This is a genomic window from Sinomonas sp. R1AF57 (genome assembly GCF_002224485.1).
GTDB lineage: Bacteria > Actinomycetota > Actinomycetes > Actinomycetales > Micrococcaceae > Sinomonas > Sinomonas flava.
Genome location: NZ_CP022463.1, coordinates 2,089,283 through 2,112,994, shown reverse-complemented (window position 1 = coordinate 2,112,994; position 23,712 = coordinate 2,089,283). Strand labels below are relative to the sequence as shown.

Genomic DNA, 23,712 nt, shown 5'->3' with positions numbered 1-23,712 from the left:
GTCAGGGACATCGTTCCCGGCCCGGTGGCACTGTGATCGCCGCCTTCTGGTCCAGTTTCTCGGCACGGGGTGCCGCTCCTCCAGCTCGCAGCCGGTCAGGCTGATTGCGACTGTCCCCACAGACTGTTCGGCAAGCAGCGATCCAGCCCTGCTGCCAGCTCGGACGAGCAGCTAGACGACGGGCCTGCCCGGCCTCCACGGCCCCGCAGGTCACCCAGCCTGGCCGCCGCTGTCGCCGACGGCCGCGACCACGATGCGTTGGCCCCTGGCCACGCAATCGATCCGGAAGGAACATCCGTGACACAGACCACTGAGCTGAACCCAGCAGTGGACCCCGCTTCGGCATCCGAGTCCAAGGGGATCGCCGGTCTCAAGCTCGCACAGCTCCAGGCGCTTGCCTCCCAGCTGGGCATCACCGGTGGCTCCCGCATGCGCAAGGGCGACCTCGTCGCCGCCATCTCGGCACACCAGAAGGGCGAGCCCGTGGGCCGCCCCGCCAGCCGTGCGCAGGCCAAGGACGAGGCTCCGGCCGCCGCGACCGCGGCTGCCGAGCCGGCGGCTGCCGCCGAGGCCCCCGCGGCCGAGCCCGCCCCCCGCGCCCGGCGCAGCCGCCGTCGTGCGGGGAGCGACGGCGTCGTGACCCCCGCGGCCGAAGGCCAGTCCGTACTGCTCGAGACGCCCGCCCCTGCCGCGGCCCCCGCCTCCGAGGCCCCGGCCGCTCAGGCGGCTCCCGTCGAGGCTGCCGCCCCGAGCGAGGCGCCGGCTGAGCCGACGCGCCCGGCCCGCAGCCGCGGCCGCAGCCGCCGCGCTGAGGCCGCTCAGGGCTCCGGCACCGAGACTGCTGCCCCCGAGCAGCGCGCCCAGACGCCTGCCGAGGCTCCCGCCGAGGCGCCGGCGGAGGCGCCCCAGAAGGCCGCCGAGGCCGAGCACGCTGCCCAGCAGCCCGCCGAGGCCCCGCAGCAGGAGGCCGGTGAGGGCCGCCAGCGCCGTGGCCGTGAGGGCCGCGAGCGGTCGGACCGCCAGGAGCGCCAGAGCCGGCGCGACGAGGGCCAGGAGCGTCAGGACCGGCGCGACGAGGGCGACGGCGACGAGGGCGGCTCGCGCCGTTCGCGCCGCTCGCGCCGTGGCCGCGACCGCGACGGCGGCGAGCAGGGAGGCCGCAACGAGCGGTTCCGCGACCGGAACGAGCGCCGGCGCGGCCGCAGCGCGGGCCCGGACGTCGATGACACTGAGGTGACCGAGGACGACGTCCTGGTCCCCGTCGCGGGCATCCTCGATGTCCTCGAGAACTACGCCTTCATCCGCACCTCCGGCTACCTGCCCGGTCCCAACGACGTCTACGTGCCGCTCGCCCAGGTCAAGAAGCACGGCCTGCGCAAGGGCGACGCGGTGGTCGGCGCCATCCGCGCACCGCGCGACGGCGAGGAGAACCGCCAGCAGCAGGGCGGCCGCCAGAAGTTCAACGCCCTCGTGCGGGTCACGAGCGTCAACGGCAAGAGCCCCGAGGAGATGAAGGGCCGGGTCGAGTTCACCAAGCTCGTCCCGCTGTACCCCTCGGAGCGCCTGCGCCTCGAGACCGACCCGAAGAAGATCGGCCCGCGCGTCATCGACCTCGTGGCACCGATCGGCAAGGGCCAGCGCGGCCTCATCGTCTCCCCGCCGAAGGCCGGCAAGACGCTCATCCTGCAGTCCATCGCGAACGCGATCACGGTGAACAACCCCGAGGTCCACCTCATGATGGTGCTCGTCGACGAGCGTCCCGAAGAGGTCACCGACATGCAGCGCTCGGTGAAGGGCGAGGTCATCGCCTCGACCTTCGACCGCCCGGCCGACGACCACACGACGGTGGCCGAGCTCGCGATCGAGCGCGCCAAGCGCCTCGTCGAGATGGGCATGGACGTCGTGGTGCTGCTGGACTCGATGACCCGGCTCGGCCGCGCGTACAACCTCGCCGCGCCGGCCTCGGGCCGCATCCTCTCCGGCGGTGTCGACTCGGCCGCGCTGTACCCGCCCAAGCGCTTCTTCGGCGCCGCGCGGAACATCGAGAACGGCGGCTCGCTGACCATCCTCGCCACGGCGCTCGTCGAGACGGGCTCCAAGATGGACGAGGTGATCTTCGAGGAGTTCAAGGGCACCGGCAACATGGAGCTGCGGCTGTCCCGCGCCCTCGCCGACAAGCGCATCTTCCCGGCCGTGGACGTCAACGCGTCCGGCACGCGCCGCGAGGAGAACCTGCTCTCGCCGGAAGAGGTCAAGATCATGTGGCGCCTGCGCCGCGTGCTCTCCGGCCTCGACACCCAGCAGGCGCTCGAGCTGCTCACCACGAAGATCCGCGAGACGGGCTCGAACGTCGAGTTCCTCCTCCAGGTGCAGAAGACGACGCTCGCCTCGAAGGGCGAGAACGACAAGCACTAGCTGACCCGAACGGCGGCCGGCCCGGTACCCCCGGTGCCGGCCGCCGTCGTCGTGGCACCGGGATGCGCCCGGGTGCGAGAATCAGGCAGCTGACTGACCCAGAAAGGCCCCCGACATGTTCGAGTCCGTGCAAGGACTGCTGGACGAGCACGCAGACCTGCAGAAGGAGCTGAGCGACCCCGCGGTCTACCAGGACCAGGCACGCGCCAGGAAGCTCGGCCGGCGCTCGGCGCAGCTCAACGGCATCGTCGAGGCCTACCACCGCTGGAAGCAGCTCGACGACGACCTCGAGGCCGCCCGCGAGATGGCGGCGGAGGACCCGGACTTCGCGAGCGAGGTCGCCTCCATCGAGGAGCAGCTGCCGGCCGCCCAGGAGAGGCTGCGGCGCCTGCTCATCCCGCGCGACCCCAACGACGCCCGCAACGTGATCCTCGAGGTCAAGGGCGGTGAGGGGGGCGACGAGGCGGCGCTCTTCGCAGCGGACCTGACCCGCATGTACACGCGTTATGCGGAGTCCAAGGGCTGGAAGACCGAGGTGCTCTCCTCGACCGAGTCGGACCTCGGCGGCTACAAGGACATCCAGATCGCCATCAAGGGCTCCTCCAACGACCCCGCCGAGGGCGTCTTCGCGCACCTCAAGTTCGAGGGCGGCGTGCACCGCGTCCAGCGGGTGCCCGTGACCGAGTCGCAGGGCCGCATCCACACCTCCGCCGCGGGCGTCCTCGTCTTCCCCGAGGTCGACGAGCCGGAGGAGATCGAGATCAGCCAGAACGACCTGAAGATCGACGTCTACCGGTCCTCCGGCCCCGGCGGCCAGAGCGTCAATACGACCGACTCGGCCGTGCGCATCACCCACCTGCCCACCGGGATCGTGGTGGCGATGCAGAATGAGAAGTCGCAGCTGCAGAACCGCGAGGCCGCGATGCGTGTGCTCCGCTCGCGCCTCCTGGCCCACCAGCAGGAGCAGATCGACGCCGAGAACGCGGAGGCCCGCAAGTCCCAGGTCCGCACCATGGACCGGTCGGAGCGCATCCGCACCTACAACTTCCCGGAGAACCGCATCGCGGACCACCGCACGGGGTACAAGGCATACAACCTCGACGCCGTCATGAACGGCGACCTGGGACCCGTGATCCAGTCCTGCATCGACATGGACGAGCAGGCGCGGCTCGACGCGATCGGCGAATGACCGCCGGCGCCGGGAGCGGCGTGGAGGAGCCCCGGGACCTCGGGGCCGCGCTGCGGCGCGCCGCGGCGCTCCTGGCGGAGGCGGGCGTCCCGAGCCCGCGCGCGGACGCCGAGCAGCTTGCCGCGCACCTGCTGGCAGGCGAGCTCGCCGGCGGTGGACTCGGGCGCCTGCGCGCCCTCGCGATCACGGGCACGCCGCTCCCGGTGGGCTTCTGGGACGCCTTCTGGGAACTCGTCGCCGAGCGTGCCCGCCGGGTCCCGCTGCAGCACCTCACCGGCGTCGCGCACTTCCGCCACCTCACGCTCGCGGTCGGCCCCGGAGTCTTCGTCCCGCGCCCGGAGACCGAGGGCGTGGTGCAGCTCGCGCTCGACTGGATCGCGGAGCATTTCCCAGCGCACGACCCCGCTGCCCCACCCGACGCCGCCGCCCCGCCTCGGGCGCGGCGGGGACCGGTCGTCGTCGACCTCGGAACCGGCTCGGGGGCGATCGCCGCGTCGATCGCGCACGAGGTGCCCACTGCCGTCGTTCACGCGGTCGAGCTCTCAGAGCTCGCCCACGCCTGGGCGGCCCGAAACCTCGCCCCGGAGGCGACCGGCGGCCGCGTGCGGCTGGCACTGGGGGACCTGCGCACGGCGTTCCCGGACCTGGACGGGACGGCCGACGTGGTGGTGTCCAACCCGCCCTACATCCCGCCGGGCATGGTGCCGCGCGAGCCGGAGGCTGCCGAGCACGACCCGGAGATGGCGCTCTATGGCGGGGCCGAGGGCGGCCTCGAGCTTCCGCTCGCCGCGGCCGCGACCGCGGCGAGGCTCCTGAAGCCCGGCGGCTTCTTCGTCATGGAGCACGCGGAGGTCCAGGCCGAGCGGCTCGCCGCGGTCCTCGGAGCGGACCCGGCGTGGATCGACGTGCGCTCGCACACGGACCTCAACGGCCTCCCGCGGTCCACGAGCGCCGCCCGTGCTGGATGAGGCCGGGCGCGTGGAAGAATGTTCGCCGTGACGACGACGAGCTACAACTGCACCGACCCTGAACAGCGCGCCGAAGGGCTTGCCCACGCCCAGCGCGCGATCGCAGCGAAGCAGTGCGTCGTGATGCCCACCGACACGGTCTACGGCATCGCGGCGGACGCGTTCTCGGCCCAGGCGGTCGCGACGCTCCTCGCTGCGAAGGGCCGCGGCCGTTCGATGCCGCCGCCCGTGCTCATCCCGCGGCTGCAGACGATGGACGGCCTCGCGACCGAGGTTCCCGCGCCCGCACGCGCCCTCGCGGAGAAGTTCTGGCCCGGGCCGCTCACGCTCATCCTCCACGCGCAGCCGTCCCTCACGTGGGACCTCGGCGAGACGAAGGGGACGGTCGCCCTCCGCATCCCGGACGACGAGCTGGCCCAGGCCCTCCTGACCATCACCGGCCCGCTCGCCGTCTCGAGCGCGAACCGCACCGGGCACGCCGCGGCCCAGACCGCGGCCGAGGCCCGCGAGCAGCTCGCCGAGAGTGTCGAGGTGTACCTCGAGGACGGCTCCAGGCCGGTGGTCGGGTCGGATGCCGGAGGCACGGACGCGGCAGGACAGGGCGGCGTCCCCTCCACGATCGTGGACTGCACGGGGGAGCGGCTGAGGGTCGTGCGCCAGGGAGCGCTCCCGCTCGCGGCCCTGCGCGAGGTGGCCCCGGACGTCCTGGGCCTGGGCGAGGAGCCGGAGCCGGTTGCCGAGGAGCCCCGCGAGCGACAGGCCCCGACGGCGGGGCCCGCGGAAGCCGCCGGCTAGCGTTCCCCGGAGCCGGGGGCGGCCTGCCGCAGGACCTGCTCGGCCCGGGGCGTCGGCAGCACGCCGTTGGCCTCGGCCCAGCCGGATTCCTGCGCCTGGCCGAACCACATGACCTCGGCCCTGCGCACGGGGCCGTGGAGGGACTCTCCGGCGACCTTCGACACGGCGAACCCGGTGCGGACCGCGGCGCGGCACAGCCACGCCGGCACCCGGGCAGGCTCGCGGCCGCCGGCCGCGGCGAGCGCCCCGCGCACGGACAGGCCCTCCCACGGCTGCAGGAGCACCGTCTGCTCCGGGCGGCGGAGCCCCACGTCCACGACGAACTGGGACAGGGCCGGCAGCGAGCTCACGGGCGACGGCGCGTCCCCGGCCCCGGCGACCGAAGCGAGCGGCGAGGAGGCGACGCGGGCGAACGACGCCGTCGTGCGCCGGCCGGCCCCCTGGACGCTCGTGGCGCGCACGATGCTCAGCATCCCCTCGGGGAGCCGGGGCTGCAGGGCCCGGAGCGCGGCCTCGCCCAGCGCCTTCGAGCGCGAGTACGGCGAGAAGGGGCTCACGTCCCACGATTCGTCGAGGACGGGACGGTATCCCTGCACGGCGGCGCTCGAAAGGTGCACGAGCCGCGCGGCCCCGGCCTCGGCGCACGCGAGCGCGAGGACCGACGGCCACAGGGCATTCGCCCCGTAGAGCGCGTCGTCGTCGGAGGAATCAGGGGCGGCGAGGCCCGCGGCGTTCACGACGACCGCACCGGCAGGGATGCGCGCGGCGAGGTCCGGCAGGCTGGCCGAGGCCTCGGCGTCGCCCACGACTCGGGCCGTGTCCCGCGCCGCGGTCGTGAGCCGCAATGCCCGCGCCCGGACAGGTTCGATGCCGCGGCCGCGGAGCTCTGCGACGATGCCGCCGCCGACGAAGCCGTTCGAGCCGAAGACCCACCAGTGCGGACGCTGGATTTCGCGCGCGACAGTATCCCGCCCCGAGGGCGTGCCGTGGTGAGCCATAGGTCCATCGTAGGGGCGCGCGGGGCGAGCCCCCGTCAAGCAGGTATCGTGAACGTGCCCGCCCCGCCGTGAGAAGGTCCCCCCACAGCATGAGCTCAACGCCCCGCGTCGTCGCCGTCGTCGTCAGCTTCAACCGCCGCGAACTGCTCGCGAAGACCCTCGCGGGGATCGCCGGAGGCATCCGGCGCCCCGACGCAGTCGTCGTCGTCGACAACGCCTCCTCCGACGGCTCGGCAGACTTCGTGCGCAGCCTCCAGACACCGCTGGCCATCGACCTCGTCTGCCTGGAGTCCAACGTCGGCGGCGCCGGGGGGTTCACGGTCGGGATCGAGCGGGCCGTGCTCGACCACGCCGCGGACCTGGTCTGGGTCATGGACGACGACACGGAGCCGCACGCAGAGACGCTCGCGGCGGCGGTCGACGCGTGGGAGACCTATGCACGCGCGCCCGAGCACCGGCCGACCGTCATGGCCAGCCGCGTCGAGTGGACCGACGGGCGGGAGCACCCGATGAACACCATGGACGAGTGGTTCGCGGCGACCCCGGCCCAGCGGCGCCGCGCCGCGGCGGTCGGCGGCAAGGCCATCCGCAGCGCGTCGTTCGTCTCCTGCTTCCTCTCGGGTGACGCCATCCGCGCGCTCGGCCTGCCGATTGCCGACTACTTCCTGTGGGGCGACGACTTCGAGTACACGACCCGGCTCGCCCGGTTCCACGACGCGGTCCAGGTCACCGCCTCCGTCGTGACCCACCACACCAAGAAGTTCGGCACGACCGACGTCGACCCGGGCCCGCGCTTCTACTACGAGGTCCGCAACCGGTTCTGGCTGTACGGGCGGGGCCGGTCCCTCGCGCTGTGGGAGCGACTCGCCTTCACGTTCGCGACAGCGAGGATCTGGGCGCGCACATTCGCGAAGTCCACCGACCGCCGCACGCTCGCCGGCTGCCTGGTCCGGGGCGCCCGCGACGCCGTGCGGGCCCCCCGCCCCAACGCCGATGTCCTCGCGGGCGTCTACCCGCTGCGCCCGGTGCCTGACCTGCCGCCGGCGGAGGAGTTCGCGACGGGGGAGCCCTTCAGCCTCCTCATGCCCGTGTACGACGGCGACACCCCCGAGCGCTTCCGGCGCGCCCTCGCCTCCAGCACCGCCGAGCAGGAGCGCCCGCCCGCCGAAGCGGTGATCGTCAGGGACGGTCCCGTGCGCCCCGAGCTGCAGGCCGCCATCGACGAGGCCGCCGCGATCGCCGGCCCGGCCACCTCCGTGCGCGTCGTGGCCCTCCCCGAGAACGTCGGGATCACGGCCGCGCTCGGGCGGGGCCTCACCGAGTGCCGCCACGGGATCGTGGCCCGGGCCGATGCCGACGACGTCTCCGTCCCGCACCGCTTCGCCGCCCAGGTGCCCGTCATCGAGGGCGGCGTGGACCTCGTGGGCAGCGCGATGGAGGAGATCGGCGACGACGAGGCGGTCGTCCTCGCCACCCGCTCGGTCCCGACCTCGTCGCCCGAGATCCGCTCCGCCGCGCCGTTCCGGAACCCGATCTGCCACCCGACCGCCGTCTTCCGCCGCGCGGCGGCCGAGGCCGTCGGCGGGTACCAGGTCGTGCCGGCGGCCGAGGACTACTGGCTGTGGGCGCGCATGATGGCCGCGGGGGCCACGGTGCGGAACCTTGCCGAGCCGCTCGTGCGGTACCGGGTCTCCGGCGGCGCCTACGAGCGGCGCGGGGGCCTCGGCGCGTTCGCGCGCGACTTCGTGGTCCAGGGCCAGCTGCACGCCGCCGGCTTCATCACGGGCGGCCAGTGGTTCCGCAACATCGCCCTGCGCGCGGCCTACCGCCTGCTGCCCACCCAGGTGCGGGCTGGCCGCTACCGGAGCATGGTCGCGCCCAGGCGGTGACATCGGGTCCGCCGAGACGCCGTCACGCGCACGGTCCACCCTGCCGACCGGAGTATCTTGGACACGCATGGGGGACGGATTCCCGCCACCCCCTCCCCAGAAGAGAGTCACTGAAATACCGATGAGCTTGTCCGCAATCCCGCCGGAGGCCCCCAGACCGGTGCTGTGGCGCTGGATCCAGTTCGCCCTCGACGCCGGAGCATGGACGCTGGCCATCCTCATGGCGGTCGTGCTGCGCTACGAGCTGACCGAGCAGACCCTCGCCCCCAATGGGGTCGTGGTCTTCAGCCTCCTGGCGATCGGCAGCCAGGCCCTCGTGGGATTCAGCATGGCCCTCTACCAGGGCCGCCACAGCTTCGGCTCCTTCGAGGAGGCCAGGCTCCTCATCGCGGTGACCATCATCGTCGCGACGATCCTCGTGCTGCTCAGCACGTTCCTCGGCTTCACGCTCCAGATCCCGAGGAGCACGGGCGTCATCGCGTTCCCCTTCGCTGCCCTCTTCATGGCGGCGACCCGCTACGTCAAGCGCATGTTCGTCGAGAGCAAGCAGAAGCCCGGCGCGAATGCGCAGCAGGCGCTCATCTACGGCGCCGGCTTCCTCGGGACCAACCTCGTCACGCGGATGATGCAGGACCCGGCGTCGCCGTACTTCCCCGCCGGCTTCGTCGACGACGATCCCGCCAAGAAGCACCTCCGCGTCTCCTCGGTCCAGGTCATCGGCACCGGAGAGGACCTCCCCGAGCTCATCAGGCGCACGCGGGCGACGGTGCTCATCCTCGCCTTCGCCGCCGCGGACTCGGCGTTCATCCGCGGAGTCTCAGACCGAGTCGCCGGGCTCGGCGTGAAGGTCCTCGTCCTGCCCCCGCTGAAGGACATGCTCGGCGGCGGGGACCACAGCGTTACCGACTTCCGCGAAGTGGACGTCGAGGACCTCATCGGCCGCCGCCCCGTGGACATCAAGGTGGAGGAGATCGCCGGGTACATCACCGGCAAGCGCGTCCTCGTGACCGGCGCGGGAGGTTCGATCGGCTCCGAGCTGTGCCGCCAGATCCACCCGTTCGCCCCCGCCGAGCTGATCATGGTGGACCACGATGAGACCGCCCTCCAGGCCACCCAGATCTCGATGACCGGGCGCGGGCTGCTTGACGGCCGGGACACCGTGCTCGCGAGCATCCGGGACGCCGGGTCCCTGGCTGAGGTCTTCCGCGAACGCCGGCCGGAGGTCGTGTTCCACGCCGCGGCGCTCAAGCACGCCCCCCTCCTGCAGCAGTACCCGGCCGAGGCCTGGAAGACGAACGTGCTGGGCACCCTCAACGTCCTGCGCGCGGCGGAGGCTGTGGGCGTCGAGGCATTCGTGAACATCTCCACCGACAAGGCCGCCGCGCCCACGACCGTCCTCGGCCACTCCAAGCGCGTTGCCGAGCGGCTCACCGCGTGGATGGCCGGACGCACGGGCCGCCGGTACGTCTCGGTGCGCTTCGGCAACGTGATGGGCAGCCGCGGATCGATGCTGCCGCTGTTCTCCGAGCAGATCCGCAACGGCGGTCCCGTCACCGTGACGCACCCCGAGGTCACCCGCTTCTTCATGACGATCCCGGAGGCGTGCCAGCTCGTCATCCAGGCCGGGGCGATCGGCAGCGGGGGAGAAGTCCTCATCCTGGACATGGGCGAGCCTGTGCGGATCCTCGACGTCGCCCAGCGCATGATCGCCATGTCCGGCAAGGACATCGAGATCGTCTACACGGGCCTGCGCCCCGCCGAGAAGCTGCACGAGGACCTCGTCGATCCGGACGTCGTCGACGCGCGGCCCCTGCACCCGAAGATCTCCCACGCCGCCTCGGCCGGCATCGCCCCTGACCAGCTCGACTACGACCGCTGGCTCGCCACGTGCGAGCGGAGCGAGGAGGCCATGCTCGAGGCGCAGGTCCAGGAGGAGACCGAACTCTCGCACGAGCCGGTGGCGGGTCCGGAACGGATCACGAGCCCTGAGCGGATCAGCGGGGCCGCCCGGATCACCGGGACGGAGCCTACCCGCCGGGCAGGCACCCCATGAGCGTGCCGGCTGCGCTCGTGCCGGCCCTGGTGTCCGCACTGGTGGCCCTCGCCGTGAGTGCCGCGCTTCCCGTGCTCGCCCGCCCGGTCCTTTTCCGGCTCGGCGTCATCGACCTGCCCGGGGAGCGCTCGTCCCACACCCGGCCGACCGTCCGGGGACTCGGCCTCACGATCGGCGCCGGCTTCCTCGCAGGCTGGGCGTCGGCCCTGGCCACCGGTGCGGCGTCCGACGGCGTCGGCCTCGCGCTGTGCATCGTCGCCGGGGCCACCGCGGCCGCCGTCGTCGGATGGACCGAGGACCTGCGCGGACTCTCCATCGGCAGCCGCGCCGCGCTCCAGCTCGCCGTCGGCCTCGGCGGCACGCTCGCCATCCTGCTCGTGACCGGCAAGGGCCTGTGGTGGCTTCCGTTCGGCGCGCTCGCTGTAGCGGCCTACATCAACGTGGCGAACTTCATGGACGGGGTCAACGGCATCTCGGGCCTCCACGGGGTCGCGGTCGGCCTGCTCTACGCCGCGGCCGGCGTCGTGACGGGGCACGCCTGGCTCGTCGCCGCCGGGGTGCTGATTGCCGCCTCGTTCGCCGGCTTCCTCCCGTGGAACATCCTGCGGGGCGCCATGTTCATGGGCGATGTCGGCAGCTACCTCCTCGGCGCAGGAATCGCCCTGACAGGGGTCGCGGCCTTCCTCGCCGAAGTGCGCCTCGAGTACGTCTTCTCTCCGGTGCTCATCTACCTCGCGGACACCTTCACGACCTTGCTGCGCCGCGCCACTGCAGGGAAGCGGTGGTACGCCTCCCACCGAGAGCACGTCTACCAGCGGCTCACCGACAACGGGCTCAGCCACGTCCAGGTCGCGCTGCTCGTCACCGCCGCGTCGGTCGCGACCGGGCTCGCGGGCTTCTACGCCGTGACCGCCCCGCCGGCGGGCAGCCTCGTCGCCCAGGTGGTCGCCGCCGCCGTCGTCATCGCCTACCTGACGTCCCCGCTCTGGCTGCGTGTCCGCCTCGCGCGGTGACCGCCGCACGCGGCGCACGACGGCGGCCTGCCCCACCTCGCATGGTGACCGCCGGGGACCGGCCGACTTCTATGGCGTGTAGAATAGGACTGCACCCCAACCCCGCCGGCCTCCTGACATGCAGGCCGCCGACGAATGGCACCAGAACATGACACGAGCGACGCGCACCGAGGGAGATTTCGGTTCCCCGGCCGCCGCCGCATCACCGTGGCTCGGCCTCGCGGCCAAGTGCACGGCTGCGTCTGCCGGTGCTGCCCTCGTCCTCGCGGCCGCGGCGCTCATCGCCTCCGGCGCGGGCGCTGCAGGCAGTGTCCTCTTCGCGGCGGCGGTCGTCATCGCCTTCTTCGCCCTGAGCCTGCTCGCCGGCCACATCGCCGGGCGGCGCAACCCTTCGGGGGCGATCGGCGTCTTCGCCGTCGTGTACGTGCTCAAGATCGTCGGCTTCGCCGCGCTCCTGATCTGGCTCGGCACGCCGGCCTGGATCGATGGACCCTGGTTCGGTGCCTCGGGCATCGTGACGGTGGTCGTCTGGCAGGCCGTCGAGGTGTTCGTCTTCAGCCGCCTCCGGCTGCAGATCTTCGACGACGCACCCGTCCGGGATTCCGGGACGGAGGACACCCGTGGCTGACCGCGAGGACCCCACCGGAGGCGCCTCCGGCGCCCCCGAAGGTGACGGCGGCTACAACTCCGGCATGGCCGTCTTCAGCTACGTCATTGGCGGGATCGTTGTCTGGAGTTTGATAGGGTGGGGGCTGGACAATCTCCTGAAAACACGCTGGCTCGTGCTCGCTGGCGCCCTGGTGGGGATTGCCGGCGGCATCTACCTGACCATGAAGCACGGCCTCCTCGCACCGCGGCGGAAGGGACCGGCAGACGGCGGTGCGCCGGAGGACGACAGCTGATGGAGCACCCGAAAATTTCACATGTGGGGGTCGAAGCCACTCGCCCCAGCATCTGCCCGACGATGGACACTGCAGAGAGGAATTGCGTTGACCCCGCTCACGCTTCCGGCCGATGACGGCGCCTTCACCCCGCCAACCCTCGAGGACATGCACCTCCCGGCCATCTTCCCGTGGGGCGAGGCCGAGGGCTTCTCGAAGCAGATGCTCCTGGTGCTCCTGTCGGTCGTCTTCATTGCGTGGTTCTTCCTCGCAGCCGCGCGCAAGGGCCAGCTCGTCCCGGGCAAGCTCCAGTTCGCCGGCGAGTACCTGTACGGCTTCGTGCGCAACTCGATCGGCAAGGACATCATCGGCGGCAAGGACTTCATGAAGTTCGTGCCCCTGCTCTTCGCGCTGTTCTTCTTCATCCTCCTGAACAACATCTACGGCGCGATCCCGTTCTTCCAGCTCCCGACGATGTCCCACGTCGGCAGCCCGTACTTCCTCGCCGCCCTCGTCTACGTCATCTGGATCGGCGTGGGCCTGCGCAAGTTCGGCCCGAAGTTCATCAAGCTCACGATCGTCCCCTCCGGCGTGCCGTGGTTCATCCTCCCCATCGTCGTGCCGATCGAGATCATCTCGAACTTCATCGTCCGCCCGATGACCCACAGCCTCCGTCTCTTCGCGACCATGCTCGCCGGCCACCTCGTCGTGGCGCTGGCAGGATCGGGCATCGCGTTCCTCATTTCGCAGGAGAGCGTGCTGCTGAAGGGGACCTCGCTCCTCGTGCTCGTCGGCGCGATCGCCATGTACATGCTCGAAGCTCTGATCATGGTCCTGCAGGCCTACGTCTTCACGCTGCTGACCGCGATCTACATCCAGGGCGCGCTGCACGCCGACGCCCACTGAGAATTCCCCCGCGAAGGGGGATGAACCGATCACTCAAACAAGCCCGCTGGGCAACCTGAAAGGAACACAATGACCGGCAACCTCAACCTCGTCGGCTATGGTCTCTCCGCCATCGGCGGTGCCATCGGCGTGGGTCTCGTCTTTGCTGCGTACATCAACGGCGTCGCCCGCCAGCCGGAGGCGCAGCGCGTCCTCCAGCCCATCGCGTTCCTGGGCCTCGCGCTGACCGAGGCGCTCGCGATCCTCGGTCTCGTGTTCGCCTTCGTGCTCTGATTTCGCACGAGGCACACACAGCCAGTACCGAGTAGATAGGAGGGGTGGAACACATGAATCAGATCATTGTCCGCGCCGCCACCGAAGGCCAGAGCAGCCCGCTCATGCCGAACTGGTGGGAGGTGCTCGTCACCGCCGTCGGTTTCGCCGTCCTTCTCTTCATCGTGGTCAAGTTCGTTGTCCCGGCGTTCGAGAAGACCTTTGCGGAGCGCGCCGAGGCCATCGAGGGTGGCATCGCCAAGGCCGAGAAGGCCCAGGCAGAGGCTTCTGCCGCCCTCGAGGAGTACAAGCAGCAGCTCACCGATGCCCGCACGGAGGCGAACCGCATCCGTGAGGAGGCCCGTGCCGAGGGTGCCCAGATCCTTGCCGAGCTCAAGGAGAAGGCCGCGGCCGAGGCCAACCGCATCACCGAGCAGGCCCACGTGCAGATCGAGGCCGAGCGCCAGCAGGCTGTCGCCTCGCTGCGGGCCGAGGTCGGCACGCTGGCCACGACCCTGGCCGGCCGGATCGTCGGAGAGTCCCTCGACGACGATGCCCGCGCCGCCCGCGTGGTGGACCGCTTCCTCGACGAGCTGGAGTCCCAGAACGCAGGTGCAGCGAAGTAATGGCAGGAGTATCGAGCGAATCGCTGTCCGCCGCACTCGCGGACCTGGAGACCACGCTGCCGACGGCGTCGCTGTCGCTGGCGCGTGAGCTCTTCGGCATCGTGGGTGTCCTTGACGGCTCTGCCGGGCTCCGCCGGGCGCTGACCGATCCGTCCCGCGAGGGCTCGGAGAAGTCGGACCTCGTGCACAGCCTGCTGGACGGCAAGGCGTCCGCTGACGCCGTCGAGATCACGGCCAAGCTGGCCGCCTCGCGCTGGGCCGACGCCCGCGATGTCAGCGATGCACTCGAGACCCTCGCCTCGACCGTGGCTATCGCCGTGGCCGAGCAGGGCGCGGGGACCGCGAGCGGACTCAGCGGCCTGGAGAAGCTGCAGAATGACCTCTTCGCGTTCAACCACGCCGTCGAGGAGAGCCACGAGCTCCAGAATGCACTGACCGAGCAGCAGGCCTCCCCCGAGGCAAAGCGTTCCCTCGCCCTCCGGCTCGTGCCGCAGGCGTCGGAGGAGGCCAAGCTCCTCATCGGCCAGGCGGCTGCCGCCCCGCGCGGGCTCAAGCCGGCGAAGCTGATCGAGAGGTTCGCAGCCCTTGCGGCCGGCCGCCAGAAGCGCTGGATCGCCGACGTCGCCGTCGCGCGCCCGCTCACCGGGTCGCAGGCTGAGCGGCTCCAGGCTGGGCTCAACCGCCTCTACGGGCGGGAGCTGAAGATGAACACGACTGTGGACCCGCTGCTTGTCGGCGGACTCCGCGTGACGGTCGGCGACGAGGTGCTCGATGCCTCGACGGTGTCGCGGCTCGGCGAGCTGCGCCGTCAGCTGGCCAGCCAGGCACGCTGAGGCATCAGCACACTTCGTACCAGACAATCCGGTCATCGCAGGACCTCTTACGATGACCATGAGAATCAAGAGAGCAGGGACTGCAGATGGCCGAACTGACCATCAACGCCGACGACGTCCGCAGCGCGCTTAACGATTTCGCGGCTTCCTACGAGCCCGGGACGGCTGAGCGCGTCGAGGTCGGCCGCGTCACCACCGCTGGCGACGGCATCGCCCGTGTCGAGGGCCTTCCCTCGGTCATGGCGAACGAGCTCCTCCGCTTCGAGGATGGAACGCTCGGCCTCGCCCAGAACCTCGACGTCCGCGAGATCGGCGTCATCATCCTCGGCGACTACGGCGGGATCGAGGAGGGCCAAGAGGTGCACCGCACCGGCCAGATCCTCTCCGTGCCGGTCGGCGACGCCTTCCTCGGCCGCGTGGTCGACCCCCTCGGCGCCCCGATCGACGACCTCGGCCCGATTGCCGCCGAGGGCACCCGCGCGCTCGAGCTCCAGGCCCCGGGCGTGACCCAGCGCAAGTCGGTCCACGAGCCGATGCAGACGGGCCTCAAGGCGATCGATGCCATGATCCCGATCGGCCGCGGCCAGCGTCAGCTCATCATCGGCGACCGCCAGACGGGCAAGACCGCGATCGCGGTCGACACGATCATCAACCAGAAGGCGAACTGGGCCTCGGGCGACGCGACGAAGCAGGTGCGCTGCATCTACGTCGCCATCGGCCAGAAGGCCTCGACGATCGCGGCCGTGCGCCAGACCCTCGAGGACCACGGTGCCCTCGAGTACACGACGATCGTGGCCTCGCCGGCCTCTGACCCGGCTGGCTTCAAGTACCTCGCCCCGTACGCCGGCTCGGCCATCGGCCAGCACTGGATGTACGGCGGCAAGCACGTCCTCATCATCTTCGACGACCTCTCGAAGCAGGCCGAGGCATACCGCGCCGTGTCCCTCCTCCTCCGCCGCCCGCCGGGCCGCGAGGCGTACCCGGGCGACGTGTTCTACCTGCACTCCCGCCTGCTCGAGCGCTGCGCGAAGCTCTCGGACGAGCTCGGTGCGGGCTCGATGACCGGCCTGCCGATCATCGAGACCAAGGCGAACGACGTCTCGGCGTACATCCCGACCAACGTCATCTCCATCACCGACGGCCAGATCTTCCTCCAGTCGGACCTGTTCAACGCGAACCAGCGCCCGGCGGTCGACGTCGGCATCTCGGTCTCCCGCGTCGGCGGTGCCGCCCAGGTGAAGTCCATGAAGTCGGTCTCCGGCACGCTGAAGCTCGACCTGGCCCAGTACCGCGACATGCAGGCGTTCGCGATGTTCGCGTCCGACCTCGACGCCGCGTCCCGCCAGCAGCTCACGCGAGGCGCACGCCTCATGGAGCTGCTCAAGCAGGGCCAGTACTCGCCGTACCCCGTCGAGGAGCAGGTCGTCTCCATCTGGGCCGGCACGCGCGGCTACCTTGACGATGTCCCCGTCGAGGACGTCCGCCGCTTCGAGGCAGACTTCATCGACTACCTCAAGCGCAAGACCTCGATCCTCACGACGCTGGCCCAGACCAACAAGCTCGAGGACGACACCGTCGAGGCCCTCAAGACCGCGGTGACGGAGTTCAAGAAGGGCTTCTTCGGCGAGGGCGACAACCAGCTGGTGGGCGCCGGCCACGAAGAGCACGATGCTCTTGCGGAGGGCGACGTCAACCAGGAAAAGATCGTCAAGCAGAAGCGCTGATTCCCTGCTGTTGACCGGACGGGCCGCGGCTAGCGGCCGCGGCCCGTCCGGCCAGCAAGGGTGAGGAAAGGACAAGAATGGGAGCCCAGATCCGGGTCTACCGCCAGAAGATCGCATCGACGACGTCGATGCGCAAGATGTTCAAGGCGATGGAGCTGATTGCCACCTCCCGCATCGGCAAGGCGCGCGCCCGTGTGGCCGCTTCCCTGCCGTACGCGAATGCCATTACTCGCGCCGTTTCTGCTGTCTCCTCTTCGTCCGAGATCGACCACCCGCTGACCACCGAGCCCGCTCAGGTGCGGCGCGCGGCGGTGCTGGTTCTGACGGCAGACCGCGGCCAGGCCGGTGCCTACTCTGCGAGCATCCTCAAGCGGGCCGAGTCGCTTGCCGAGCTGCTGCGCGAGGAGGGCAAGGAGGTGGCCACCTACCTGGTCGGCCGCAAGGGCCAGGCCTACTTCGACTTCCGCAACCGCGACTACGTGCGCGTGTGGAGCGGTGGCACCGACAATCCCGATTTCGCGACCGCGCAGGAGATCAGCAAGGTCCTCCTGGAGGCCTTCGCTGCGCGCTACGAGGACGGCGGGGTCGACGAGATCCATGTCGTCTACACCCAGTTCAAGTCAATGGTGGTGCAGGAGCCGACCGTTGTCCGCCTCCTTCCCCTCGAGGTCGTCGAGGAGAGCGCGGCAGACGCGAAGGACCTCCTTCCGCTGTACGAGTTCGAGCCGGAGCCCGAGCAGGTGCTCGACGCGCTCCTGCCGCGCTACATCGAGTCGCGGATCTTCGCGGCCATGCTGCAGTCGGCGGCGAGCGAGCTCGCCTCGCGCCAGCGGGCCATGAAGAACGCCGGCGACAACGCGACCGAGCTGATCAAGAAGTACACGCGTCTGCGCAACACCGCCCGCCAGGCGGAGATCACGCAGGAGCTGACCGAGATCATCGCGGGCGCGGACGCCCTCAACGCCTGAGCCGCCGGCTGCGCAGGCACCACCCCATAGACTGATTCCACGCCATCTACGCAAAGAAGTGAGAGAGATGACTGCCACTGCCTCTGAAGCGGTTGCCACCGCTGGCGCGACGGGCCGCATTGCCCGCGTGATCGGGCCGGTTGTCGACGTCGAGTTCCCGTCCGACGCGATCCCGGAGATCTACAACGCGCTGACCACGACGATCACGCTCGGCGACCACACGCGCGAGATCACCTTCGAGACCGCCCAGCACCTCGGCGACAACCTCGTCCGCGCCATCTCCCTGCAGGCGACCGACGGCCTCGTGCGCGGCACCAAGGTCACCGACACGGGCTCGCCGATCTCCGTCCCGGTCGGCGACGGCGTCAAGGGCCACATCTTCAACGTCCTCGGCAAGCCGCTCGATGTCGACGAGTCCGAGATCCAGGCCTCGGACCACTGGCCGATCCACCGCAAGGCCCCGTCCTTCGCCCAGCTCGAGGGCTCGACCGAGATGCTCGAGACCGGCATCAAGGTCATCGACCTCCTCACGCCGTACATCAAGGGCGGCAAGATCGGCCTGTTCGGCGGCGCCGGCGTCGGCAAGACCGTCCTCATCCAGGAGATGATCACCCGCGTGGCGCGCAACTTCGGCGGCACCTCGGTGTTCGCCGGCGTGGGGGAGCGCACCCGCGAGGGCAACGACCTCTGGGTCGAGATGGACGAGGCAGGGGTCCTCAAGGACACCGCGCTCGTGTTCGGCCAGATGGACGAGCCGCCGGGAACGCGCCTGCGCGTCGCGCTCACGGCTCTGACGATGGCGGAGTACTTCCGCGACGTCCAGAACCAGGACGTGCTGCTCTTCATCGACAACATCTTCCGCTTCACGCAGGCGGGTTCCGAGGTGTCGACGCTGCTGGGCCGCATGCCCTCGGCCGTCGGCTACCAGCCGAACCTCGCCGACGAGATGGGCCTCCTCCAGGAGCGCATCACCTCGACGCGCGGCCACTCGATCACGTCGATGCAGGCCATCTACGTCCCCGCGGACGACTACACCGACCCGGCGCCGGCGACGACGTTCGCGCACCTGGACGCGACGACCGAGCTCTCCCGTGAGATCGCCTCGCGCGGCCTCTACCCGGCCGTGGACCCGCTGACCTCGACGTCGCGCATCCTGGACCCGCAGTACATCGGGCACGACCACTACAACACCGCGGTCCGCGTGAAGCAGATCCTGCAGAAGAACAAGGAGCTGCAGGACATCATCGCGATCCTCGGCGTCGACGAGCTCTCCGAAGAGGACAAGATCGTCGTGGCCCGTGCGCGCCGCATCCAGCAGTTCCTCTCGCAGAACACCTACACCGCGAAGCAGTTCACGGGTGTCGAGGGCTCGACCGTCTCCATTAAGGACACGATCGAGGGCTTCAAGGCGATCTGCGACGGCGAGCTGGACCACGTGGCCGAGCAGGCGTTCTTCAACGTCGGCGGCCTCGACGACGTCGAGCGCAACTGGGCCAAGATCCAGGAGCAGACCAAGTAGCATGGCTGAGCTCGAGGTCGAGATCGTCGCGGCGGACCACTTCGTGTGGTCCGGCCCGGCGAAGATGGTCAAGGCCCGCACGGCGGACGGCGAGGTCGGGATCCTTCCCGGCCACACGCCGCTGCTGGCAATCATGCACGCGGGCGAGATTGCGATTGAGCCGGTCAACGGCTCGCGGATCACGGCCACCGTGGACGGCGGGTTCTTCTCCGTCGACTCGGACAGGGTCGTGATCGTCGCCGACAACGCGAAGATCGGCGAACCAGCCGCGGGGACTCGTTAGCCAGACCTCGATGGACGATTCTGCCCTTCCGTTCATCGTCCTGGCAGCGCTCTTCCTGCTCCTCGCAGCGCTGCTCTGTGTCCTTGGGGTGCGCCGCTTCGTCCTGCGGCGCACCCTGGGCACGGTGGATGCCTCCATCTCCATGGCCTCCGGGCCCTGGAGGATGGGGGTTTGCCGCTATCAGGACACCGAACTGGAATGGTTCAACCTCCTCTCCCTGAGCCCGGTGGCAAAGCACCGCTTCACCCGCAGCTCCCTCGAGCTGCAGGGGAGGCGCGCCCCCACCGAGGCCGAGCGCACCAAGGTGCAGGCGGACGTCGTGATCGTCGAGCTGCTCTACCTGGGCGAGAGCGTCCGATTCGCAATGGACTTCAGCGCCTACGCGGGCCTCGCCGCGTGGCTCGAGGCCGGCCCCGTGGTGGGCGTCGGCACGTGGCGCTGAACGGGCCGCCATGGACGCGATCCTCGAACTCCGGGTCGTCGACGGGCCACTCGCCGTCGCGTGCTGGGTCCTCGCCGTCGCCGGGGCCCTGTACCTCCTCTGGGCGGACCTCGCCCCCCGGCCGCGCTGGCGCGGCCTGGCATTCCTCGCGGGTGCGGCCGTCCTGGCCCCCGCAATCACCCTGCTGGTCCACTGGATCCTCGTGGACGTGGCCAGCGTCTTCCCCGAAGACCTCCCGTCCGAGGTGCTCCTCGACGTGGGCATCGGCGTCTTCGGGATCCTGCTCGCCGTCCTCTGCATCGTCCGGCTCGGCCGGGCCAGGCGCCGATGGGGCCGGCGCATCGCCGCAGTGGGCTCCGCACTCGCCGTCGTCTTCCTCGCGGGACAGCAGATCAACGCGTACTTCGGCCTCAACCTGACCGTGGGTGACCTCACGGGCTCGAGCCTGAGTCGGATCATCCCCCTGGAGCCAGCCCTCGAGCGCGGGGGAGCGACGGCGGTGCCGCTCAGCGGGTGGAGGCCTCCCGGGGACCTGCCCAGCACTGGGGAGCTGCGCAAGGTCCAGATACCCAACCCCGCCTCCGGTTTCGCGGCGCGGGACGCCTACGTGTACTTCCCGCCGGCCTACTCCGCGGCCGTGCGCCCCGAGCTGCCGGTCCTGGTCCTCATGGCGGGCCAGCCCGGAGGTCCTGCCGACTGGCTCAGCGGCGGCCAGCTCAGGGGCCGCATGGACCGCTTCGCCCGGGAGCACGATGGCGTCGCGCCCGTGGTCGTGGTGGTCGATCCCATCGGGAACCCCTCCTTCAACACGCTCTGCATGGACACGAAGATCGCCAAGGCCGAGACCTATCTCGTGCAGGATGTCGCGCCGTGGATCAAGGAACACCTGAGCGTCTCGACGGATCCCTCCCGCTGGGCCGCCGGCGGGTTCTCCTTCGGTGCCACGTGCTCCGTGCAGCTGCTGGCCAAGCACCCGGAGCTCTTCGGCTCCGCGCTCGCCTTCGCCGCCGAGAAGGAGCCGGCGCTCGCGAAGGAGCGGAGCAAGACGATCGACACGGCGTTCGACGGCGACACCGCGGCGTTCGAGGCCCAGCTGCCCGCGCACTTCTTCGCCCAGGGAGGCCACGAGGGCCAGTTCCTGTTCCTCGCGGCAGGAACGCGCGATCCTGACTTCATCGCGCAGGCGCACGTGATCGCCGACCAGGCGCGCGGCGGGGGCACTGAGGTCCATGAGGAGATCGTGCAGGGTGAGGGCCATTCGTGGGAGATGATCGCCAAGGCCATGCCGGTCGGGCTCGAGATGCTCGCCGGGCGGTGGGGGTTCCCGTGAGCTTCCTGCAGCCTCTGGGCAGCGCTGCGCGGGGCGCCCTGCGGGGCGCTCGGCGCGTTCCGTTCACCCTCGGCGTCGTCGCTGCACTCTGGGTGGCCGGCGCCGCCACCGGCAGCATCCTGTCCGGGCCGAGTCCCTCGGTGCTCGACGTCGTCGGCGGCGACGTCGGCTCGCTGCGCTCAGGCCAGTGGTGGGGCGCCCTCACATCCATCTTCTTCGTCACGAACCCGTTGGCCTATGTTGCGGCAACGGTGGTGGTCGCGGTCCTGGTCCCCGTAGCGGAAATCGCCTACGGCTCGATCCGGGCTGCCGTCCTCTTCTTCGTCGGCGACTTCGCGGCCGTGACCGTCTTCTTCATCGTGACCCAGATGGCCCGTCTGGGCGGGGACGGGTGGCTCGGGTCCATGGTCGAGGACCCCGTGCTCGGGCCGTACCCGGCGGCCCTGTTCACGGCCATGGTGGCGAGCCCGACGCTCGGAGTGCTCTGGCGCCGCCGGCTGCGCGCGGGGGTCCTCGGGATCTCGGGCATGCTCACCCTGTACGTCGGCCACTCGGAGACGGTCCTCGGGCTCATCGGTGCGCTGCTGGGGCTCGCCGCCTCGTGGTGGACGGTCAGGCGCCACGAGCCCCACCCCGTCCTGCCCAGCCCCCGCGAGCGGAGGAACCTGCTCGCGCTCCTCGTCGCCCTCGCGGCCGTGGGCCCCGTGCTCACAGCGCTCTCGCTGAGCCCCTCGGGCCCCCTCGCGCTCGTGCGCGACATGGTCCTGAACCCGCTGCCGGTCCTCAGCCAGCTGCAGGAGGACTGCGGTGGCTCGATCACCGGCTCCTGCCTGCAGTCGGCCCAGCCCCTCGCGCTCTCGCCGGAGGGCTACATCACGGCCCTCGTGCCTCCGGCGATCCTGCTCGTCTGCGCCCTCGGCCTCCGCCGCGGCCGCACCGTGGCGCTGCAGGTCGCGCTGGCCGTGCAGCTCGCCGTGGCCGTCCTCGCGGTCGGCTACGTGGCGCTCTTCCTCCGCATCCCCTTCTCACCGCAGCGCAACCGCTACAGCGTCCTCGCGTCCGGGGCCGTCCACCTCCTCCCGAGCGTGCTCACGGCCCTCGCGCTCGTCGTCGTGCTCTGGCTCAACCGGGAACTGTTCCCCGTGCAGACGGCCCGGGGCATGCGACGGCGCCTCGCCGCCGTCGGACTTGCCCTCGCGGGCGGGCTCGTGGTCGCCTACACGGTGCTCTGGGTGCGGGGCGGGGGCCTCGAGCGGCGGGAAGGACTGTGGGGACTGGCATCGGAGGTCGTCAGGCAGTACATCCCCGCCCCGATCCCGCGTTACTACCTCACGGTCTTCCGCACGCGGGACCCGGCCGAGCTGTGGCTGTTCACCTACAGCGGCCTCATCCTGTGGCTTGCGGCGTTGATGCTCGTCGCGGTCGCGATCCTGCGCGGCCGGCAGACCCTCGGGACCCGGGATGACAGCCTCGAGCTCGCCCGCAGCCTCGTGCGGAGGGGCGGCGGGTCGCTGTCCTGGATGACGCTGTGGCCGCCGAACCGATTCTGGTTCGACAGCCACGCCACGGCAGGGCTCGCGTTCCAGCAGCACGGCGGAGTCGCCCTCTCAGTCGCCGGGCCCATCGGTGCCCCGGGCAGGGGGCCCGCGGCCGTGGAGGAGTTCATCGCGTACTGCTCCAAGCATGCGCTCGTCCCGTGCTTCTACTCCCTCACCTCGGAACTGTGGCCCTTCCTGAGGTCGCGCGGCTTCCAGCGCGTCGAGGTCGCCCAGGAGACCAGGCTCCGCGTGGGCGAGTTGAGCTTCAAGGGCAAGGAGTGGCAGAACGTGCGCACCGCCGTCAACCGGGCCAGCAAGCTCGGGGTCCACGCCGCGTGGACGCGCTACCACGCGCTGACGCCGTCCCAGCGTGTCCAGCTGAGCATCCTCTCTGAGGACTGGTCAGCCCAGAAGTCGCTGCCGGACATGGGCTTCACGCTCGGCGGGATCGACGAGCTCGACGACCCGGAGGTCCTCATGTGCCTCGCCCAGGACGAGGAGGGCCGCCTGCACGGGGTCACGAGCTGGCTGCCCGTGTTCGAGAACGGCCGCGTGGTGGGGTGGACGCTCGACTTCATGCGGCGCAGTCCCGACGGCTTCCCCGGGGTCATGGAGTTCCTCATCGCCTCCGCGGTCAATCGGCTGCGCGCCGAGGTCGAGTGGATCTCCCTGTCGGGATCCCCGCTCGCGGCCGACCCTTCGGGGGAACGGGCGGAGGTCGAGTCCCGGGACGAACTGCTCTCGACCCTGCTCGACGCCGTCGGGCAGGCGCTCGAACCGGTCTACGGGTTCCGGTCGCTCGCGAAGTTCAAGTCGCGCTTCCAGCCGGAGTACCACGCCCTCTACATGTACTACCTCGACCCGCTCCAGCTGCCGGCGATCGGCCGCGCTCTCGCGCAGGCGTATCTTCCGGGCCTCACGATGCGGCACCGCATGAGGCTCCTGCGCCAGATCGTCGGATAATCCGCACCCGCGGTGATTATTTACTTTTCCGTCAAGAACGCGTGACTGCATTTCCCCGAGTCCCCGGGAGCGCAAAAAGGGGGAGGGGCCCCGGTCTGACCGGAGCCCCTCCCTGGCCTTCACGGCC

At 70.7% G+C, this 23,712-nt stretch carries 21 protein-coding genes; 20 read left to right on the top strand and 1 reads right to left on the bottom strand.

Annotated features, from left to right (window positions below):
- Window positions 1-297: 297 nt before the first annotated feature.
- The 4 genes from rho (at window position 298) to CGQ25_RS09710 (ending at window position 5,367) form a co-directional block, all read left to right on the top strand.
- The gene (gene rho / locus CGQ25_RS09725) at window positions 298-2,415 is read left to right on the top strand and encodes a transcription termination factor Rho (RefSeq protein ID WP_208709215.1); all 2,118 of its coding nucleotides are present in this window, start codon (window positions 298-300) and stop codon (window positions 2,413-2,415) included.
- Between the two features lie 115 nt (window positions 2,416-2,530).
- Window positions 2,531-3,604, top strand: coding sequence for a peptide chain release factor 1 (prfA, locus tag CGQ25_RS09720; RefSeq protein WP_208709213.1), 1,074 nt, complete (start codon window positions 2,531-2,533; stop codon window positions 3,602-3,604).
- The gene (locus CGQ25_RS09715; RefSeq protein WP_208709212.1) at window positions 3,601-4,572 is read left to right on the top strand and encodes a HemK/PrmC family methyltransferase; all 972 of its coding nucleotides are present in this window, start codon (window positions 3,601-3,603) and stop codon (window positions 4,570-4,572) included. The genes prfA and CGQ25_RS09715 overlap by 4 nt, the downstream gene beginning before the upstream one ends.
- Before the next feature lie 18 nt (window positions 4,573-4,590).
- Window positions 4,591-5,367, top strand: a complete 777-nt coding sequence (locus CGQ25_RS09710) for an L-threonylcarbamoyladenylate synthase (protein WP_208709210.1) — start codon at window positions 4,591-4,593, stop codon at window positions 5,365-5,367.
- Here the strand turns inward: CGQ25_RS09710 and CGQ25_RS09705 are convergent.
- Complete coding sequence (locus CGQ25_RS09705; RefSeq protein ID WP_208709208.1) at window positions 5,364-6,365, bottom strand: NAD(P)-dependent oxidoreductase; 1,002 nt, start codon at window positions 6,363-6,365, stop codon at window positions 5,364-5,366. The genes CGQ25_RS09710 and CGQ25_RS09705 overlap by 4 nt on opposite strands.
- 89 nt (window positions 6,366-6,454) lie before the next feature.
- On the opposite strand from CGQ25_RS09705, the gene CGQ25_RS18455 reads away from it, so the two are divergent.
- The 16 genes from CGQ25_RS18455 to CGQ25_RS09625 all read left to right on the top strand — a co-directional run bounded on the left by CGQ25_RS18455 (window position 6,455) and on the right by CGQ25_RS09625 (window position 23,585).
- Window positions 6,455-8,254, top strand: coding sequence for a glycosyltransferase (locus tag CGQ25_RS18455; protein WP_208709206.1), 1,800 nt, complete (start codon window positions 6,455-6,457; stop codon window positions 8,252-8,254).
- Between the two features lie 121 nt (window positions 8,255-8,375).
- The gene (locus CGQ25_RS09695; RefSeq protein ID WP_208709204.1) at window positions 8,376-10,307 is read left to right on the top strand and encodes a nucleoside-diphosphate sugar epimerase/dehydratase; all 1,932 of its coding nucleotides are present in this window, start codon (window positions 8,376-8,378) and stop codon (window positions 10,305-10,307) included.
- On the top strand, window positions 10,304-11,320 hold the full coding sequence (locus CGQ25_RS09690) for a glycosyltransferase family 4 protein (RefSeq protein ID WP_208709202.1): 1,017 nt from the start codon (window positions 10,304-10,306) through the stop codon (window positions 11,318-11,320). Before CGQ25_RS09695 ends, CGQ25_RS09690 begins: the two co-directional genes overlap by 4 nt.
- Before the next feature lie 148 nt (window positions 11,321-11,468).
- Window positions 11,469-11,948 (top strand): hypothetical protein, encoded by a 480-nt coding sequence (locus tag CGQ25_RS09685; protein WP_208709200.1) that lies wholly within the window; start codon window positions 11,469-11,471, stop codon window positions 11,946-11,948.
- On the top strand, window positions 11,941-12,222 hold the full coding sequence (locus CGQ25_RS09680; protein ID WP_255405228.1) for an AtpZ/AtpI family protein: 282 nt from the start codon (window positions 11,941-11,943) through the stop codon (window positions 12,220-12,222). The genes CGQ25_RS09685 and CGQ25_RS09680 overlap by 8 nt, the downstream gene beginning before the upstream one ends.
- A gap of 87 nt (window positions 12,223-12,309) precedes the next feature.
- Window positions 12,310-13,107, top strand: a complete 798-nt coding sequence (gene atpB / locus CGQ25_RS09675) for a F0F1 ATP synthase subunit A (RefSeq protein WP_208709198.1) — start codon at window positions 12,310-12,312, stop codon at window positions 13,105-13,107.
- A 69-nt stretch (window positions 13,108-13,176) separates the two neighbouring features.
- Entirely contained in the window at window positions 13,177-13,380 is a 204-nt protein-coding gene (gene atpE, locus CGQ25_RS09670) for an ATP synthase F0 subunit C (protein ID WP_066498570.1), read from the top strand.
- Window positions 13,381-13,433: 53 nt separating this feature from the next.
- Window positions 13,434-13,985 carry a F0F1 ATP synthase subunit B gene (locus CGQ25_RS09665; protein ID WP_208709196.1) on the top strand — a complete coding sequence of 184 codons (552 nt, stop codon included), beginning with the start codon at window positions 13,434-13,436 and terminating at the stop codon, window positions 13,983-13,985.
- On the top strand, window positions 13,985-14,818 hold the full coding sequence (locus CGQ25_RS09660; protein ID WP_208709194.1) for a F0F1 ATP synthase subunit delta: 834 nt from the start codon (window positions 13,985-13,987) through the stop codon (window positions 14,816-14,818). The genes CGQ25_RS09665 and CGQ25_RS09660 overlap by 1 nt, the downstream gene beginning before the upstream one ends.
- An 86-nt stretch (window positions 14,819-14,904) precedes the next feature.
- Window positions 14,905-16,542, top strand: coding sequence for a F0F1 ATP synthase subunit alpha (gene atpA, locus CGQ25_RS09655; RefSeq protein WP_208709192.1), 1,638 nt, complete (start codon window positions 14,905-14,907; stop codon window positions 16,540-16,542).
- A gap of 77 nt (window positions 16,543-16,619) precedes the next feature.
- Window positions 16,620-17,510 carry a F0F1 ATP synthase subunit gamma gene (locus CGQ25_RS09650; protein WP_208709190.1) on the top strand — a complete coding sequence of 297 codons (891 nt, stop codon included), beginning with the start codon at window positions 16,620-16,622 and terminating at the stop codon, window positions 17,508-17,510.
- Between the two features lie 67 nt (window positions 17,511-17,577).
- Entirely contained in the window at window positions 17,578-19,029 is a 1,452-nt protein-coding gene (atpD, locus tag CGQ25_RS09645; protein WP_208709187.1) for a F0F1 ATP synthase subunit beta, read from the top strand.
- Window position 19,030: 1 nt separating this feature from the next.
- Window positions 19,031-19,312, top strand: coding sequence for a F0F1 ATP synthase subunit epsilon (locus CGQ25_RS09640; RefSeq protein ID WP_208709185.1), 282 nt, complete (start codon window positions 19,031-19,033; stop codon window positions 19,310-19,312).
- Between the two features lie 10 nt (window positions 19,313-19,322).
- Window positions 19,323-19,754, top strand: a complete 432-nt coding sequence (locus tag CGQ25_RS09635) for a DUF2550 domain-containing protein (RefSeq protein ID WP_208709183.1) — start codon at window positions 19,323-19,325, stop codon at window positions 19,752-19,754.
- A 10-nt stretch (window positions 19,755-19,764) separates the two neighbouring features.
- On the top strand, window positions 19,765-21,084 hold the full coding sequence (locus tag CGQ25_RS09630) for an esterase family protein (RefSeq protein ID WP_208709181.1): 1,320 nt from the start codon (window positions 19,765-19,767) through the stop codon (window positions 21,082-21,084).
- Window positions 21,081-23,585 carry a bifunctional lysylphosphatidylglycerol flippase/synthetase MprF gene (locus tag CGQ25_RS09625; protein WP_208709179.1) on the top strand — a complete coding sequence of 835 codons (2,505 nt, stop codon included), beginning with the start codon at window positions 21,081-21,083 and terminating at the stop codon, window positions 23,583-23,585. Before CGQ25_RS09630 ends, CGQ25_RS09625 begins: the two co-directional genes overlap by 4 nt.
- Window positions 23,586-23,712: the final 127 nt, after the last annotated feature.

Excerpts from the sequence above, each read along its gene's own strand:
- prfA (WP_208709213.1), top strand. The coding sequence starts at position 2,531 with ATGTTCGAGTCCGTGCAAGGACTGCTGGACGAGCACGCAGACCTGCAG.
- CGQ25_RS09715 (WP_208709212.1), top strand. The coding sequence starts at position 3,601 with ATGACCGCCGGCGCCGGGAGCGGCGTGGAGGAGCCCCGGGACCTCGGG.
- CGQ25_RS09710 (WP_208709210.1), top strand. The coding sequence starts at position 4,591 with ATGTTCGCCGTGACGACGACGAGCTACAACTGCACCGACCCTGAACAG.
- CGQ25_RS09705 (WP_208709208.1), bottom strand. The coding sequence starts at position 6,365 with ATGGCTCACCACGGCACGCCCTCGGGGCGGGATACTGTCGCGCGCGAA.
- CGQ25_RS18455 (WP_208709206.1), top strand. The coding sequence starts at position 6,455 with ATGAGCTCAACGCCCCGCGTCGTCGCCGTCGTCGTCAGCTTCAACCGC.
- CGQ25_RS09695 (WP_208709204.1), top strand. The coding sequence starts at position 8,376 with ATGAGCTTGTCCGCAATCCCGCCGGAGGCCCCCAGACCGGTGCTGTGG.
- CGQ25_RS09690 (WP_208709202.1), top strand. The coding sequence starts at position 10,304 with ATGAGCGTGCCGGCTGCGCTCGTGCCGGCCCTGGTGTCCGCACTGGTG.
- CGQ25_RS09685 (WP_208709200.1), top strand. The coding sequence starts at position 11,469 with ATGACACGAGCGACGCGCACCGAGGGAGATTTCGGTTCCCCGGCCGCC.
- atpE (WP_066498570.1), top strand. The coding sequence starts at position 13,177 with ATGACCGGCAACCTCAACCTCGTCGGCTATGGTCTCTCCGCCATCGGC.
- CGQ25_RS09665 (WP_208709196.1), top strand. The coding sequence starts at position 13,434 with ATGAATCAGATCATTGTCCGCGCCGCCACCGAAGGCCAGAGCAGCCCG.
- CGQ25_RS09660 (WP_208709194.1), top strand. The coding sequence starts at position 13,985 with ATGGCAGGAGTATCGAGCGAATCGCTGTCCGCCGCACTCGCGGACCTG.
- atpA (WP_208709192.1), top strand. The coding sequence starts at position 14,905 with ATGGCCGAACTGACCATCAACGCCGACGACGTCCGCAGCGCGCTTAAC.
- CGQ25_RS09650 (WP_208709190.1), top strand. The coding sequence starts at position 16,620 with ATGGGAGCCCAGATCCGGGTCTACCGCCAGAAGATCGCATCGACGACG.
- atpD (WP_208709187.1), top strand. The coding sequence starts at position 17,578 with ATGACTGCCACTGCCTCTGAAGCGGTTGCCACCGCTGGCGCGACGGGC.
- CGQ25_RS09640 (WP_208709185.1), top strand. The coding sequence starts at position 19,031 with ATGGCTGAGCTCGAGGTCGAGATCGTCGCGGCGGACCACTTCGTGTGG.
- CGQ25_RS09635 (WP_208709183.1), top strand. The coding sequence starts at position 19,323 with ATGGACGATTCTGCCCTTCCGTTCATCGTCCTGGCAGCGCTCTTCCTG.
- CGQ25_RS09630 (WP_208709181.1), top strand. The coding sequence starts at position 19,765 with ATGGACGCGATCCTCGAACTCCGGGTCGTCGACGGGCCACTCGCCGTC.